The 15,105-nt window shown below is 43.8% G+C and carries 17 protein-coding genes; 10 read left to right on the top strand and 7 right to left on the bottom strand.

The genetic code is table 11. The features are described 5' to 3' along the window. The 8 genes from F3741_10440 to F3741_10405 form a co-directional block, all read left to right on the top strand. The coding region (locus tag F3741_10440) for a PAS domain-containing sensor histidine kinase (GenBank protein ID MZG31202.1) at window positions 1-711 on the top strand (711 nt) is incomplete at its 5' end. Beyond that, window positions 698-2,080 (top strand): sigma-54-dependent Fis family transcriptional regulator, encoded by a 1,383-nt coding sequence (locus F3741_10435; GenBank protein ID MZG31201.1) that lies wholly within the window; start codon window positions 698-700, stop codon window positions 2,078-2,080. The genes F3741_10440 and F3741_10435, both read left to right, overlap by 14 nt. Window positions 2,081-2,326: 246 nt before the next feature. Continuing rightward, a complete protein-coding gene (flgC, locus tag F3741_10430; GenBank protein ID MZG31200.1) occupies window positions 2,327-2,764 on the top strand; it encodes a flagellar basal body rod protein FlgC in 438 nt (145 codons plus the stop codon). Between the two features lie 129 nt (window positions 2,765-2,893). After that, window positions 2,894-4,489, top strand: a complete 1,596-nt coding sequence (gene fliF / locus F3741_10425; GenBank protein MZG31199.1) for a flagellar M-ring protein FliF — start codon at window positions 2,894-2,896, stop codon at window positions 4,487-4,489. 113 nt (window positions 4,490-4,602) lie between these two features. Further along, the gene (locus F3741_10420) at window positions 4,603-5,547 is read left to right on the top strand and encodes a hypothetical protein (protein MZG31198.1); all 945 of its coding nucleotides are present in this window, start codon (window positions 4,603-4,605) and stop codon (window positions 5,545-5,547) included. A 6-nt stretch (window positions 5,548-5,553) separates the two neighbouring features. Then, the gene (locus F3741_10415) at window positions 5,554-6,873 is read left to right on the top strand and encodes a FliI/YscN family ATPase (protein MZG31197.1); all 1,320 of its coding nucleotides are present in this window, start codon (window positions 5,554-5,556) and stop codon (window positions 6,871-6,873) included. 3 nt (window positions 6,874-6,876) lie between these two features. Beyond that, window positions 6,877-7,320, top strand: coding sequence for a flagellar export protein FliJ (gene fliJ / locus F3741_10410; GenBank protein ID MZG31196.1), 444 nt, complete (start codon window positions 6,877-6,879; stop codon window positions 7,318-7,320). A 1-nt stretch (window position 7,321) separates the two neighbouring features. Next, a complete protein-coding gene (locus F3741_10405; GenBank protein ID MZG31195.1) occupies window positions 7,322-7,954 on the top strand; it encodes a hypothetical protein in 633 nt (210 codons plus the stop codon). Between the two features lie 75 nt (window positions 7,955-8,029). Here F3741_10405 and F3741_10400 read toward each other — a convergent pair whose 3' ends face one another. The 5 genes from F3741_10400 to F3741_10380 form a co-directional block, all read right to left on the bottom strand. Further along, window positions 8,030-8,674, bottom strand: coding sequence for a DUF502 domain-containing protein (locus F3741_10400; GenBank protein ID MZG31194.1), 645 nt, complete (start codon window positions 8,672-8,674; stop codon window positions 8,030-8,032). 28 nt (window positions 8,675-8,702) lie between these two features. After that, complete coding sequence (locus F3741_10395) at window positions 8,703-9,233, bottom strand: tetratricopeptide repeat protein (protein ID MZG31193.1); 531 nt, start codon at window positions 9,231-9,233, stop codon at window positions 8,703-8,705. Between the two features lie 180 nt (window positions 9,234-9,413). Beyond that, window positions 9,414-10,541 carry a KamA family radical SAM protein gene (locus F3741_10390; GenBank protein MZG31192.1) on the bottom strand — a complete coding sequence of 376 codons (1,128 nt, stop codon included), beginning with the start codon at window positions 10,539-10,541 and terminating at the stop codon, window positions 9,414-9,416. Window positions 10,542-10,565: 24 nt separating this feature from the next. Next, complete coding sequence (locus F3741_10385; protein MZG31191.1) at window positions 10,566-10,802, bottom strand: glutaredoxin; 237 nt, start codon at window positions 10,800-10,802, stop codon at window positions 10,566-10,568. A gap of 2 nt (window positions 10,803-10,804) precedes the next feature. Further along, window positions 10,805-12,214, bottom strand: a complete 1,410-nt coding sequence (locus tag F3741_10380; GenBank protein ID MZG31190.1) for a hypothetical protein — start codon at window positions 12,212-12,214, stop codon at window positions 10,805-10,807. 103 nt (window positions 12,215-12,317) lie between these two features. Here F3741_10380 and F3741_10375 point away from each other — a divergent pair, with 103 nt between their 5' ends. Further along, the gene (locus F3741_10375; GenBank protein MZG31189.1) at window positions 12,318-13,001 is read left to right on the top strand and encodes a hypothetical protein; all 684 of its coding nucleotides are present in this window, start codon (window positions 12,318-12,320) and stop codon (window positions 12,999-13,001) included. Window positions 13,002-13,213: 212 nt separating this feature from the next. Here the strand turns inward: F3741_10375 and F3741_10370 are convergent, their stop codons facing one another. Together F3741_10370 and F3741_10365 are read right to left on the bottom strand one after the other, a co-directional pair. Next, the gene (locus F3741_10370; GenBank protein MZG31188.1) at window positions 13,214-13,981 is read right to left on the bottom strand and encodes a hypothetical protein; all 768 of its coding nucleotides are present in this window, start codon (window positions 13,979-13,981) and stop codon (window positions 13,214-13,216) included. Between the two features lie 13 nt (window positions 13,982-13,994). Continuing rightward, entirely contained in the window at window positions 13,995-14,468 is a 474-nt protein-coding gene (locus tag F3741_10365) for a gamma-glutamylcyclotransferase (GenBank protein MZG31187.1), read from the bottom strand. Window positions 14,469-14,750: 282 nt separating this feature from the next. Here F3741_10365 and trxA point away from each other — a divergent pair, with 282 nt between their 5' ends. Next, the gene (gene trxA / locus F3741_10360) at window positions 14,751-15,083 is read left to right on the top strand and encodes a thioredoxin (protein MZG31186.1); all 333 of its coding nucleotides are present in this window, start codon (window positions 14,751-14,753) and stop codon (window positions 15,081-15,083) included. Window positions 15,084-15,105 lie beyond the last annotated feature (22 nt).

The following is a 15,105-nucleotide window of genomic DNA, read 5'->3' as shown; positions in this document are numbered from 1 at the left end:
CTTCGTGAAATGGGTGAGATGGCGGCAGGAATCGCGCATGAAATAAGAAATCCCTTGGGTAGCATCGAATTATTCGCTTCGTTACTCAAAAAAGATTTGGAACAAGATCCCGAAAAAGCCAAACTGGTTCAGCATATCCGCGCTGGCGTGCAGAATATGGACCGAATTATATCCACCCTTCTCCTGTTTGCTAAGTCCTCCCAGCCATCACGCCAGCAATGTGATATCAACCTTTTATTGTCACAACTTCTGGATGGCCTTGACGATATAAAAGTGCCTGACGATATCAAAGTGAATCGTGATTTGGCTAAAGAAGAAATGATGGCAAATGGAGACCGTGAATTATTACGACAGGTTTTCCCGAATTTGATTCGCAATGCGATCCAGGCTATGCCTGATGGAGGAGAGTTGAGCATTCAAACCCGGAAGTCTCTGATACCAGTGGCCGAGAATGATGCGGATGCAGGGGCGAGGAAGTTCATTGCTGTTACCATCGCCGATACCGGTGGTGGTATTTCTGCTGATGATCTGACCAAAATCTTCAATCCTTTTTTTACTACCAAGGATAAGGGGACCGGCCTGGGGCTGGCCATTTCGCATAACATTATTAAAGCTCATCAAGGGACGATTGAAGCTGTGAGCGAAGAAGGCAAAGGCACTTCTTTTAAGGTGAGGATTCCCTGCTGGGATGAGGATTTTGATGAAAAATAATACTTCAAAGAAAATTCTGATCGTTGATGACGAATCTGAAATGAGGGTTGCGCTGGAAACTACCCTTCAGCGAGAGAACTATCAACTTGTTTGTGCGGAAGACGGTAAGCAGGCCCTGGAGCAGTTTGACAATAATGTGTTCGACCTGGTTTTGACGGATGTGCGTATGCCAAAATTAAATGGGTTGGAGCTATTGCGCGAAGTTAAAGAGCGATCTCCACATACGCCAGTGGTTATGATGACTGCCTATGGAACTATTGATAATGCCGTGGAGGCTATGAAGGAAGGAGCATTTGATTACCTGATAAAAGGTTCCGGATTTTCTGCTGATGTCCTGGTTTCCACTGTCAAGCGAGCTTTTTTGAACCCTCAGGAATTTATTCCTCCTGTCCGGCCTTCAGGTGTGGTTGATAAAACAGGTTCCTCAGGCAAGAGAATTGTAACCCAGGATGAGGAAATGAAAAAGCTCCTGAAGTTAGCCGAAAACGTTGCTTACAGCAAATCGACGGTTCTCATTATGGGTGAAACCGGAACTGGAAAGGAATTGTTTGCGCGTTATATCCATCAATGCAGCCCTCGTTCGGATAAACCTTTCATGGCAGTCAATTGCGCTGCTTTGCCAGAGGGATTGCTTGAATCAGAATTATTTGGACATGAAAAAGGGTCGTTCACCGGGGCCACGGAAAATAAGGAAGGAAAATTTGAACTTGCGCATCAAAGCTCTTTGCTCCTGGATGAGGTTACAGAGATGAGTTTGCCTTTGCAGGCCAAACTGCTCAGGGTTTTACAAGAACACGAAGTCGATAAGGTGGGCGGTAAAGCTCCAATTCCTGTTGATGTGAGGGTGATTGCCACCACAAACAGGGACATCCGACGAAGGATTCAGGATCAGGAGTTCCGGGAAGATTTGTACTACAGATTGAATGTGGTTCCGCTTGTTCTAATTCCTTTGCGTGAAAGAAAGGATGACATCCCGCTGTTGGCAGAATATTTTATGAACGAGTTTTGTCAGGAAAATTCACGCGCTCCAATAAAGATAGATCCCGCTACTATGGTCTTGCTGAAAAAATACCGGTGGCCCGGTAATATCCGCGAACTTGGAAATATTATTGAACGGTCCTGCTTGATGTGCCAGGGAGATACTCTGCTTCCTGCGCATCTGTTTTTTGATGATGAGCCTCTCTCACCTAGTAAAAAAGACGCGGCACCGAAACTATCGGGAACAATCTACGAAATGGAAAAAGAACTCATCCAACAAACATTGGAAGAGTTCAATGGCAATAAAACAAAAGCCGCGGACTCTTTGGGCATCAGCATACGCACACTTCGTAACAAGCTTAATGAATATAACGAAGCTGAGAAGGAATAAGGCAATCGTCTGCTTCCCCCAAGTAGCCAAAATTATGACGAATATTGCCCTCGAAAAATAGCTTGTCCCTTTTTACCCCCTCCCTGCCAAAACGGGATAACCTTTTAAAATAAATAACTTATGTGGTTTTGGCGTTTCTTCCTGCTTGCGGGTTTCTAATGGTATGGAACTTGCTTTGATTACTTGTAAAAAAGGTGGGGGAAGTCCCCGGTTTACAAATCAATAAATAATGGGAAGGCAAGGATTATGGACTTTCTGACTAATATGAAAATCAGTTCATCTGGATTGAGTGTTCAGCGCAAGCGAATGGAAACCATTTCCAGTAATCTGGCAAATTTGGAAACCACTCGGACCCCTGAAGGTGGGCCTTATCGTCGGAAAGATGTCGTAATCACCGCTTTACCTTTAGAAAGTGAGTTTGGTAACACTTTTAAAAATGAATTGGGTGACAAACTGAGCAAAGTACAAGTCACCGATGTGGTCGAAGATCAGGAAGAACCACGGCTGGTTTACAACCCAAGTCATCCGGATGCGAATGATTTAGGTTACGTTGCGATGCCAAATATCGATCAAATGTCAGAAATGGTGGATATGGTCACCACTCAAAGGTCTTTTGAAGCCAATGTTACTGCGCTCAATGCTTCAAAGGCTATGGCAATCAGGGCGATTGATCTCGGTCGATAATGAAAAAGGCTCTACCAAAACTTGCTTTGGCCATGAGCTACGTTTATGAAATAAAGGGTCGCGAGTTGCCAAAAAGTAAAATTATTAGAGGCCCCCATAAAATTTAAAAACCTTTAAACTGATATTTCCATGGAAAACTTTCTGGATTTTTTAAGGCAATTTGGCGAACGGTTCAACGAACTTTCACAAGGAAAGAAAGTAGCGGCTCTTTCTCTAGTGGCTTTAGCTCTGGCATCCTTATTGGTGATGTCTTTCTGGTTAAAGTCTCCAGACTTCCAGCTTCTTTATGCCAATCTTTCCCAGGAAGATGCAGGAGCTATTGTTGACAAATTGAAAAACCAGAAAATTCCTTTTGAGCTTTCCAATGGCGGCAGGACGATTCGTGTAGCATCAGATAAGTTGCATGAAGTACGCCTGGAACTGGCTAGCGCAGGCTTGCCGGAAGGTTCTGATGTAGGCCTGGAAATCTTTGAAGACACTCCTTTGGGGATGACGGAATTTGTACAAAAACTGAACTACCAAAGAGCATTGCAGGGAGAACTGACTCGAACAATTAAAACCCTTGACGCGGTGGCCCAGGTCCGGGTCCACCTGGTTATTCCAAAAGACAATTTGTTTCGCAAGGATAAACCCAAGGGTAAAGCTTCTGTAACGTTGAAAATTAAACCCGGGAAAACCCTCACCGATACGCAGGTACAGGGAATTGTTCACCTGGTTTCCTCAAGTGTCGGGGGAATAAATGCCCAGGATGTTGTTGTTGTCGATTTGAAAGGTAATTTGCTTTCCGGAGGCAAAGAAGCCTCTATGGAAGCGATGCTGTCATCATCCAATTTCAAACATAAAACAAGGGTGGAAAGGGAACTACAAAGGAATATCATTAAAATGTTGGAGGATGCTTTGGGATCAGGAAAAGTTATTGCTAAAGTTTCTGCAACTTTAGACTTTGAAAGAGTTGAGAGAACAGAAGAAATTTATGATCCGGACTCCCAAGTTGTGAGAAGTGAGAATCAGATTAATGAATCTTCTACTGGGGCTGTACCTTCCGGAGGTATTCCAGGGGTGCAGGCACTAGTCCCTTCTGGCAAAGAATCGGGAGGTTCCTCTGGACAAGCGGCAAAAAGAAATAAATCAAACGCTCTATTTAATTATGAGATTAATAAGGTTGTTAAAAGGATTTCGAAACCTCTTGGAGAAATTTCCAAACTCAGTGTCGCGGTGATGATCGATGGTACTATGCAGGGAGATCCACTTGTATACCAACCGAGGTCGCAGGAGGATATGGATAAGTACTTACAAATAGTCAAGTCTGCTGTAGGATTTGATGAAGAGAGAGGAGATATAATTCAAGTTGAAAACATTCAATTTGATCGGTCTGAGTTAGAAACACAAAGAGAAAGTATTTCTCGCTCAGAGCAAATTGATTTAGGATTGGAAATTGGAAAACTAGTGGTCGGTATTGTTTTTCTTATCCTATTTTTTACTAGAATAATTCGTCCCGTTATAAACTGGATGACAACAACAGTTGAGGTTGTTCCAGAGGTAGATCAACTTACCACTGGTATTTTAACACCGGAAGAAGAAGAAAAACAGCGTATTAGCGAAATGGCTTCTCAAGCCTCAGAGATCCGTGAATCAGTAGCTGAATTTGTTAACAAAGATCCGAAATACACTGCTGGTGTAATTAGGAAGTGGATGCGGGAAAAGGAAACCAAATCAAAACCTTAGACTAGAATGATGATGAAAGTTATTGGGCACGAAAAAATACTCCAGAATATTATTTATTTGTGCGAGCAGTTGGAGGAAAATAGTAAGTATATCCATAGCAGGAGGAAAACCCTTTGTCAGATTTAAGCAACACATTCACTCAGAGTAACCTTGAGTCGCAAACTGTAGATCAAGATAATACTTGTGAGGAGGAGCGGGCTTTTCAGTTGAATGAACTGATCCTGGAAAAGCCTTCCATGCGTAGAGATTTTACGTATGATTCGGAAAATGCCCGGAACTTTGATCAAGCTAATGTCAATAAGGCAAAAGTGGGCGTCAAAGAACTTCTTAAGGATGCTCTGGATAAGGCAAAACGGCAGGCCACTGATATCAAGTCAAAAGCTCAGAAAGAGGGCTATGACTCAGGTTACTCTGAGGGATTTAAAAAAGGAGAAGATGCTGCCCGTGAAGAATTTAAGCCTTTTTTGGAAACGATAGAGGGCTTGATTTCAGACTTAACAAGTTTTCGTAAGGGTATGTATGACAAAGTGGAACGAGAAATGGTCGAAATGGTGGTTAGTTTGGCGAAAAAGGTCATCCACTTTGAGTTTTCCACGCGCGATGATGCTGTGCAGGAAATGATCCGCCTGGCGGTTAAATCTGTGCTTGATCGGGAATCGATGGTCATCAAGATTAATCCCGCAGATAAAGGATATGCAGAGAGCTTTCGTCCTGAATTGCATCATTTGTTTGGTGAGATAAAAAATATTACGTTTGAGGCACACTCTGGTATTGAACGGGGTGGCTGTGTCGTTGAGACCAATTTTGGTGTGATCGACGCACAGATTGATAAACTGGGTGAGCAAATGGACCGCATCCTGAATCTTGCTCCTGCATTACCGGAGGAATTATCTTCTGCGGCAAATGAACAGGCCGAGGAGCTTGTTGAAGAAGATTTGGAATCTTCTGCGGACAACAATAACTTGCAGGATGAGAATTCGCCCGAAGATTCAGTAGATGGTCAGGACCCAACACAGAATAAAGATGATGAAACGGAACCACCCGAAGACAATAATTAACTGATTATGAGCTCTGTCATTGATTTAAAAAAATATAGTTCGTTCATTCATAAAACCGATTTCGTAAAGAAAACCGGAAGGGTTAACCGTATCATTGGTCTGATTATTGAGGGTGATGGACCTGCTGTATCCGTGGGAAGCATATGCACCATATATCCTGGTAATCGCCCGCCTGTGTTGGCCCAGGTGGTCGGCTTCCAGAATAAAAGCACTTTACTAATGCCCTTGGGAGATGTTGTTGGTATAGAGCCTGGCAGTATAATTGAGTCCAAGGAAGAACATCCCACCTACCAGGTGAGTAATGCGTTAATAGGTAGAATTATTGATGGAAACGGTTTGCCGATTGATGGCAAAGGGCCGATTCCGGTTGGTGCAGACTATCCTCTGATGGGCAACCCGGTAAATCCGCTGGAGCGAAAACGTCTCAGGGAGCCGCTGGATATTGGGGTGCGTCCTATTAACGGTTTGCTATCTTTTGCTAAAGGGCAGAGATTGGGAATTCTTGCTGGAACAGGTGTTGGTAAATCGGTGTTGATGGGAATGATTGCCCGCAATACCAATGCCGATATCAATGTGATCGCTCTAATTGGTGAAAGGGGCCGGGAGGTTAAAGAGTTTATTGATGAAAACCTCGGGGAAGAGGGACTGCAAAGATCGATCGTAATTGCGGCGGCATCTGATCAGCCGCCACTTGTTCGACTGCGCGGTGCTTACATCGCGACTACCATCGCTGAATATTTCCGTGATCAGGGTAACGATGTGATGTTGATGATGGATTCGATCACACGTTTTGCCTTGGCGCAAAGGGAGATTGGCCTTTCCGTCGGAGAGCCCCCAACTACGCGAGGCTTTACCCCATCTGTGTTTTCTCTGTTACCAAAATTATTGGAGCGTGCGGGAACTTCTACGGGTGAGGGCTCAATAACAGGGCTTTACACTGTATTGGTTGAAGGGGATGACTTGAACGAACCCATATCGGATGCTGTGCGGGCAATTCTTGATGGTCATATTGTTCTAAGCCGCGAGCTAGCTTCACACAACCATTATCCAGCTATTGATATTCTTAACAGTGTCAGCCGTTTGATGATTGATGTGGTCTCAAAGGAACATTATGATTTATCTATGAAATTTAAAGATATCCTGGCGACTTATAAATCAGCGGAAGATTTGATAAATATTGGAGCTTATGCTCGTGGAAGTAATCCGAAAATTGACCAGGCTATTCAGAAATATGAACTCATGATCCCATTTCTCAAGCAGGGAATTGCTGAAAGTGTTGATTGGCGAACCAGCTTGACGGCTTTGAAAAATATTCTGGAGAATTAAACTTTGAGCTTTCGATTCGATACCATACTTCGCTTAAATAAAAAACAGGAAGACCTGTTGCAAAGGGATATGGGGCAAATCAATGTCCATTATCAACGGCAGAATGATAGAAAACAATTTATTCAGGATTCCGTCGAAGCAAGTAAAGATCAGCTGAGTGAGAAAAAAAGATCAGACATCAGTGTCGAAACAATGATTTTGTATGATAATTTTTCCAGGGGTGCCCGAGTTCATATTGAAAAACAAGAGAAAATTCTTTCTGAGATTAATACCAGGCTGGAGGCCAAGCGTGAAGAAGTGGTTGAGGCCATGCGCAAGAGGCGGACTATGGAAATATTAAAAGAAAGGGACTTGTTGAAAGAGCAAAAAATCAGGGAGAAGAATGAAACTGCGGTTTTGGATGAAGTGGCTTCTAATCTTTGGGTGAGAAATTTTAGAGGGGCGTGAAATGAAGACTGAAAATATTTTTATTGTTCTGGTTGCGGCAGCTTTGCTTTCGGGGCTATACCTTTCCGGAAGTCTGGAGACAGGAAATGCCCATGCTCAGGTGAAACAGATTGATGAAAATGTGGAGGAAGTCCGGGAAGAAAAGAAGTTGTTACCCCTTAGGCCTGAAGAAGAGGTTGTTGAAGAAAAAGAAAAAATTCAATTACCCGGTCAAGCGGCTGCAGTAAGCCCTGAAACATTTAGAATGATAGAAGTTATAGAAAATAAGAATAGAGAACTCAAGAAAAAAGAAGAAGAGTTACGCATAAAGGAGGTTCGTTTGCAAGCCCTGGAAGCGAAAGTCAGGAAAGATTTGGAAAAAATAGAGAAAAGCATAATGGAATCAAAAGAACAGATGGGAATCCAGGATGAAAAGACCAAAGAAAATGTGGATGCCTTGATTAAGGTTTATTCCAGCATGAAACCTGAGGAAGCGGCTAATTTGGTCGAGGCTATTGACGAAGACCTCGCTTTAAAAATTGTTTCGGGAATGAAAAGTAAAATCGCAGGGCAGGTTTTAAGCAAGGTGGATGTTAAAGTCGCAAAAAAACTCAGTGAAAAATTGGCCGGAAAGAGAATGAAAGCCGCAAAGTAACTCGAAGTCAAATAGCGATAAGGTAGTTTCTGCTTCTTCACAATTAGTTGTTAAATGGTAATAGCTGCTACTGCTTTAGTTCTTTTCGCCTGGCGAGGTCTCGGTCGAATCAGGATTTGTCATTCCAAAAGATATAATCATTTTCAGGCCTTCTTCTACAGACATTTTCAAAGGAATTGCATCTTTCTCCGGAACCATGAACAGGAATCCTGTGGTGGGGTTGGGTGAAGTGGGGACAAAAACATTCAACATTTTCCCGCCGGAAACACCTTCAATTCCATCGGGTGTATCACAGCAAACAATCCCCAGGGTTTTCAGGGGTTCGCGGGGATAGGTTATAAGCACCATCTTTTGAAAACTGGCAGTGTCGGCCAGAGAGATTGTGTCAACTACCTTTTTGATACTTGTGTAAATAACTCTAACCACTGGAATTCTGTGGAGGAAGTTTTCTCCCATCACCACAATCTTTTTCCCGATAAAGTTTGTACCAAAGAGGCCCACTCCAATCACAAACAAGGCCAGAAGCAGAAAGCCCATTCCAGGAATATTCGCTTTCTCCATCAACTGCAGTCCTTGAGGCCCAAATATTCTCCTTATGACAGGTTCCATGGCGCTGTCTGCACGGGTGATGACAAAGGACAGAATCATATAGGTCAGGCCTACTGGAATAGTTACCAGCAAACCAGCGATCAGGTTTTTTTTGAAAGCTTTTTTGAACATGAAGGGTTTTCCACTACCTGATTTTGATTCACCTCAGGGAATTAATATGATTTTTAACTTGAACTGTTAACGTTGGGTGACTGCTTGAGGCCAGATCGACAAAGCGTTGATAAAAATGAATTGCAGAGTCAATATTGCCCTCACTTTCGTACAATACAGCAAGATTATAGTGGCTGCCTGCATGGGCAGGATTGATTTTAAGGGCTTTGTTTAAAACGTTTTTTGATTGATCTGATTGACCGGTTTGTTTATAAGCTACGGCCAGATTATTCATTGCTTCCAGGTTCTCAGGGTCTATTAATATTGCTTTCTGGTAATTTCTTATGGCACTTGGGTACTCTTTTTTTGCATAGTATACCACGCCAATATTGTTATAAGGTTTAGCATAATCGGGATTTAGGTCAATGGCTTTCAGAAATTCCTCGATTGCGCGTTCATATTGCCTCAATTCTTTATAGATAACCCCTATGTTGTTATAAATATACGGATTATTTGCATTGAGTTCAGCTGCTCTTGAATAATTTGTCAGCGCCTTATCCCAATCGCGAGATTGTTGAATCCCGGATCATAACGAACTGGGAAATACTCAGGCAGACGCCCACTAAAAAAAGGAGAATGGGTTCTCTTAAGGAGTGAAAACGGTTCAAAGCTTCCGCCTGTTTGAGCTCAAGATTGTTTTGTTAACAGCTTGAACTGCTGGCGATATTTTAACAGGAAGTTGATGAGGGTTGAGAATTTTTCAGGCTGGGAGCTGGCACATGTCCTGATGCTTTGATTTGGTATCGGTGCTTTTGCCGGATGAACCGTTGCCATTATGCTGACTGTAGCGGAATACTTTTCCTTCATAGTTGGTGATGACCACTTCATCCTTGTTGTGTTCGATAACGCTGTTAGGGAGAAGTCTTACTTTGCCGCCACCGCCCGGGGCATCAATAACGAAATAAGGCACAGCCATTCCTGATATATGACCCATGAGGTCTTTAATTATATCGAGTCCTTTTTGTACCGAGGTGCGCAAATGGTCTGTCCCCTCTGTCATATCAGCCTGGTAGATGTAATAAGGTTTGACGCGATTCTTCAGCAATTTTAGCATCAACTCTTTCATGATTTGTGAGTTGTCATTGACCCCCTTTAAAAGAACCGTCTGGCTCCCTAACGGGATGCCGATGTCAGCAAGCATGGCACAGGCTTTTTCCACTTCGGGAGTGATTTCCGCAGGGTGGTTAAAATGCATATTGAAATACAGCGGGTGGTATTTTTTCAGTATTGAACACAGGTTTTCAGTCACTCTGGCTGGAAGAGTTCCTGGAACCCGTGTCCCTATACGGATGATCTCAAGATGTGGGATGGAGCGGAGTTCACCAAGAATTCGATCCAGCTCTTTGTCCGGGACAAGAAGCGGGTCCCCACCTGACATGATTACGTCACGGATTTCAGGATTGTTGCGGATGTATTCAATACCTTGTCGTAACGTTTCACGAGTCACAACTCCGGGAAAACCGATTTTCCGTTTTCTCGTGCAGAACCTGCACACAATGGGGCATTGGTTATTAATCATGAGCAATACCCGGTCAGGATAACGGTGCACCAGTTCTGGTACAGGCATGTCGCCTTCTTCATTAAGCGGGTCTGCTAGCAGGGTTTCTCCATCTATATAATCATCTAATTCTTCCAGAGTGGGTACAACCTGTTTCCATAAAGGGTCATTAGGTTCTTTAATCTGGTTCAGGAAATAGGAGTTGATTCTTACGGGATAGATTTCTCCAACCTTCTTAAGCCTTTGGCGGTACTCTTGCGATTCGGGAATAAATGGCAGGTCTTCAATTTTCACCGCGCTATGGCTGAGTTGTTTTTGCCAAGGCTCCATGTCTTTTCCTTATAATTTTGAAGATTACGAATTGACCGGATAGGTCTTTTTCAGATAGTCGATGATTTCGTACTCATCGTCAAGAATGGTGTCACCGTCCACCAAAACCGGAACGGTGGTTTGCCCCGATACTTCGTGAACTTCCTTGCGCAGATGATGCGGCCACGGAACATCTATTTTTTCATACTCCAGATGCATCGTACTTAAAACTTCTCTGACCATGGCGCAGTAACCACAACCGTCTATATTATAAAGTTTCATCATTATCCAACTTTATTCCTTACAGCACAGGGCATCATAACAGCGTCTGCCATGCCGTGAATTTTCTTTTTATCTTGCGGACAAAGTGTAGCGAGAATGCCCGACAGATAGGTAGTATTTTCCACAACAAAATAATAAGGGGTCAGTCTCACCCTGCTTTGCATGGTTTCCATCTTGCCTGACTTTTGGTCCAGATACGAAACCGGCACCCGCTTACCCTTATAAAACTTCTGTAATATCGAAACCTGGTCGGGAAACTGCCCCAAACCTTTCTTCAGGCTTTCCTGCCAGACTTCTCCGGAAACATCGTGTCCAACAATTACCCCCCGGCTTCCCCAGGACTCCGGTGAGAAACCTGAGGGCTTGATGACCATTTCCCTCTCTTTTTGGGTTAATCCCACCAATCTCTGCCAATCCTGAACCGGTCCACCGTTGATCTCCAATCCCGGAATTGCTCCATATGGAGGCATGGGGCTAGAGTCTAGAACCCAGGTTTCAGGAATTAGATGAGATAAGCTCCCAAAAGTTTCGGGACCTAACTCTTTTTCCCAATGGGTTTTCAGGGCAGGGTGATGAAATAACGCAAAACTGAGCTTTTCTTCCAGGCAGGCTTTATAGGGAGGGGTGGTCACAACCTGTCCTTTTTTCGCCGCATACATCATTAATTCGGATTTTGGGATGTTTTTCAGGTCAAATAGTTCAAAAAATCGATACAAAATATCGACTCTCGACCAATGCCCTTCATCATGAATGAACAGGCCTTCCTCCCGGAATTGAATCTCTTTAGGATGAACGGTGAATACAGGAAGCCCTTTTTTTCTTAAAAGAGTTGCCAACCATTCCATTTCGCTACGGTAGTCCTGAGCCTCATCTGAAACGACAATGGCAACACAGGGTTTTTCCTCTTTAGCCAGTGATTTAGCCATGTTGTAAAACATGGTTGGAATTCCACCTTCAGCATCACCAATAACCTGCCATTCCGGGTCATTATAGAGGGACATGAGTTCGGCAGTCAGACCGAAACCGCCAGGAACGGAGTCCAGCTCCGTAACAGAAAATCCATCTTCGGTAACAATGACATCAGGTCTAAGGATAGCCGGTAACTTTTGGCGAAATCGTTTCATCCTGCCAAACTCGACCAACTCCTGTGGTTTTCCGGCATCCAGGTATTGGGAGAACCATGAAGGACAGCTTCCCTTGGCACTGTCAAAATACAGTTTGTTCCACGCTGAATAAAACTTAAGGAGTTTGGGGCCTAATTGGTGGAAAAACTCCACCTCCTCCTTTGAGAGAAAATACGGCTCAGGAGAGATTCGCCAGCGGTTTCCAGAGTCTTCCGAGTCCGCAAACAAACCCGAATGGGTCAGGGAGCTCTGGATTTCAGTGCAAATGTTTTCCGGTTGGGCAATCATGCTTCCTCAGACTAAAAAAATAAACCGCAATTGTCAAATTTCCTGCAAGTAAAGGGATGTTACAATATCTATCTTGTAGTGTAATTATTTAGATAAGGAAATCATGGAAAAAGATTCAGGACAAAAAGAAATTATCCCCATCTTCCCTTTACCTACCACCGTGTTTTATCCCGGCACTCCTTTGCCGCTGCATATTTTTGAGCCACGTTACCGGCAAATGACAGCCGATGCCCTGGAAGGTGAACGCAAAATAGGCATGGTTTTGTTAAAGCCAGATTGGGAAGCCACCTATTTTGATCGACCCAATGTGCATTCCACAGGTTGCGTTGGAAGTATTGAAAAAGAAATCCGTCACCCGGATGGAAAATATAACTTCACACTGGTTGGACTGCGCCGGTTCCGTATTGTCAGGGAACTGGAAGGAAAACTTTACCGCCTGGCAGAAGTTGAACTGCTTGAAGAAAAGAATGAACAGTCGATTGACGAACAACCCAATTCCACCCGTAATGGCTTGATCGATGCCTACAGGCAGTTCATCAATCTGATACCTGACAACAGTTCGTTAAAAGAAGAGCCAGACTGGAACCTGGGCGAAAAGCTCAGCCTGTTTGTCGACCGGTTCGCTTACAGGCTGGATCTCACTCTGGAACAAAAGCAAACCTTCCTGGAGGAACAGGATGTTCTAAAGCGTGCCGATTTTCTGCACGAGTTTCTTAAAATGAAAGTCGACCTCGTCCACCTCTCGAAAGTCCGTAACGCCACCCCCGACTCCGCCCGCTGGAACTGACCGGACCACGCACTGCGGTAATGAGGCGGCGACACCGGGCATGATGTTAATGATGAAAATATCACACGCACGTGACCGCCAAAGACGTGGAGTCAGGTTTTAAAGTGATAGTTTAATTCTTGCTCCGTGAGGGAGGTACGTTAAAAAATGAAGCACTGATGGTCTCACTCTTCTAAAAGATCTGTGTGGTGCAGGTATTACGCTTTGCCTGTTTAAACTTGCTGCGGAATGATCAAGCTCAAGCAGGTGACACTGCCGTCGGCTTTTTCAAATTCACTCATTTCCAGCTCGATGGTTGGGAGTCCATGTGCTTGAATTTTATCCCGGACATTGGGGAATCCGGTGGGCATCAGAACAGTTTTATTCAGTGCCAGGCAGTTGCTGGCATAAGATTCTTCTTCGGTGACTTCGATCCAGTCAAATTGATTCAATCTGGCAGCATCCACCCTTTTGGGATCAATGATCAGTAGATTGTTGCCAAGAAAGGTGGCCGCGCTTTTGAGGTGAAGTCCATTTATAACTGCGACAGGCACTACTTTTTTAGAAGTGAGTTGCGAGAAAGCATTAATGGCTCTCACGTTGGTTCGTTTTGAAAGCCCTATGAATATTGTGTCGGGAGTGTTTATCACATCTCCGCCATCCAGGGTCGCGGGAGGTTCCAGTGTCACGCAGTCCCGATACGCTTTCAATTTATCAGCGGTAGATTGGACTTCGTCCTGCCTTGAAGGTTCTTTTAACGGACAAAGCAGAGATGACTCTTCTAAAATAACAGCGGTATCTTCCACAAACGTTGCGTCAGGCAGGTGATCCAGAGTAGGCAGATATTCCACCTTGCCCCCGGTTTGTTTGAGAGCTTCGACGTAAGCTTCGTGTTGTTTGAGTGCAACAGCAAGTTGGATGTCATTTTTTCCCGGATGCCCTGAAATGGCTTTTGGGAAACTTGATCCGGGTTTTCTAACCAATGCGGTGAATGCGAGCATTGGACCTCCTTGCTTAATCGCAGGTGGGGGTGTTCATCATTCTTGAAAAATAAAGCATGGGGAAAAGTTTTTTGGCCTTTTTGAAAAGTTTCATAGTGGCTTTGTCCGGCTTTAACCCACTAGCTATTTTATCAGGTTTGGCGACATAGGTCAGTCCATTGATCATTGTAAAATCGTGCCGGTTGAACCGCATCACTTTGCGTTGATACTCGTTGGGGTGCCCAAAAATTTCATCCAGCTTGGGAACAAACTTTTCATCCATTGCGTAAAGCTCTCCATGCATCATTCCGGCGTTATCGTTGGTGGGTTCGATGTTGGCCAGGCCCAACCCTTCTATGCCTCTGTTATCAACAGGAATTTTATTAAACACCAGCCGCCAGGCCGAGAGGGTCACAGAAGATTTGGATATATATTCCAAACCCTGTTCCTTGAAAAAATCTTCGTTAATCAATTCGTTGTAAGCAAAAAAATGGACGACATCAGCCATTATCAAAACTCCTGTTCCAAGTTATTTAACTTATGGGGTTTATTTGATTTCTTCCCTCAGGTTCCGGGTAAAGAGCTTGCCGGTAATGGGGGAGTTATGATAGTATCAAAAAAATCATTCCTACGTGATCGTCATTTTTAATTTGATCGAAACTATATTTGATCAAGGGCGATTCTTGCAAATGAATTATCAGTAATAGGCTATTTCTAATAATATATTTATTTACCCCAAGGTGGTCGATTATGGGGTGGTTATTTCTTTTTTAATTTTAAGGAGTTCTATATGTCTGCAAAAGTGGTCACGGTCTCCGATGCCGAATTTGATCAAACGGTTTTAAAGTCAGAAAAACCGGTCATGCTGGATTTCTGGGCCGAGTGGTGCCAACCCTGCAAAATGCTCAGCCCTACAATTGAAGAACTTGCCGGAGACTTTGAAGATCAAATTCTGGTAGGAAAGCTGAATGTGGACGACAACCCTAATACCGCAACCACCTATGGTATACGAGGTATACCGACATTGCTTTTTATCAAAGGCGGGCAGGTGGTTCAGCAGGTTGTCGGCGTTAAATCGAAAGCGGAAATCAAGAAGGTTATTGAAGAAAATCTGCTTGGATAAGCCGCCGGGCTTTCTATAGGTA

The organism is Nitrospinota bacterium, from assembly GCA_009873635.1.
GTDB lineage: Bacteria > Nitrospinota > Nitrospinia > Nitrospinales > VA-1 > LS-NOB.
Note: the sequence above shows the minus strand (reverse complement) of the source record. Positions and strands in the feature narration are given on the sequence as shown.

Excerpts from the sequence above, each read along its gene's own strand:
- flgC (MZG31200.1), top strand. The coding sequence starts at position 2,327 with ATGGACTTTCTGACTAATATGAAAATCAGTTCATCTGGATTGAGTGTT.
- fliF (MZG31199.1), top strand. The coding sequence starts at position 2,894 with ATGGAAAACTTTCTGGATTTTTTAAGGCAATTTGGCGAACGGTTCAAC.
- F3741_10415 (MZG31197.1), top strand. The coding sequence starts at position 5,554 with ATGAGCTCTGTCATTGATTTAAAAAAATATAGTTCGTTCATTCATAAA.
- F3741_10405 (MZG31195.1), top strand. The coding sequence starts at position 7,322 with ATGAAGACTGAAAATATTTTTATTGTTCTGGTTGCGGCAGCTTTGCTT.
- F3741_10400 (MZG31194.1), bottom strand. The coding sequence starts at position 8,674 with ATGTTCAAAAAAGCTTTCAAAAAAAACCTGATCGCTGGTTTGCTGGTA.
- F3741_10390 (MZG31192.1), bottom strand. The coding sequence starts at position 10,541 with ATGGAGCCTTGGCAAAAACAACTCAGCCATAGCGCGGTGAAAATTGAA.
- F3741_10385 (MZG31191.1), bottom strand. The coding sequence starts at position 10,802 with ATGAAACTTTATAATATAGACGGTTGTGGTTACTGCGCCATGGTCAGA.
- F3741_10380 (MZG31190.1), bottom strand. The coding sequence starts at position 12,214 with ATGATTGCCCAACCGGAAAACATTTGCACTGAAATCCAGAGCTCCCTG.
- F3741_10375 (MZG31189.1), top strand. The coding sequence starts at position 12,318 with ATGGAAAAAGATTCAGGACAAAAAGAAATTATCCCCATCTTCCCTTTA.
- F3741_10370 (MZG31188.1), bottom strand. The coding sequence starts at position 13,981 with ATGCTCGCATTCACCGCATTGGTTAGAAAACCCGGATCAAGTTTCCCA.
- F3741_10365 (MZG31187.1), bottom strand. The coding sequence starts at position 14,468 with ATGGCTGATGTCGTCCATTTTTTTGCTTACAACGAATTGATTAACGAA.
- trxA (MZG31186.1), top strand. The coding sequence starts at position 14,751 with ATGTCTGCAAAAGTGGTCACGGTCTCCGATGCCGAATTTGATCAAACG.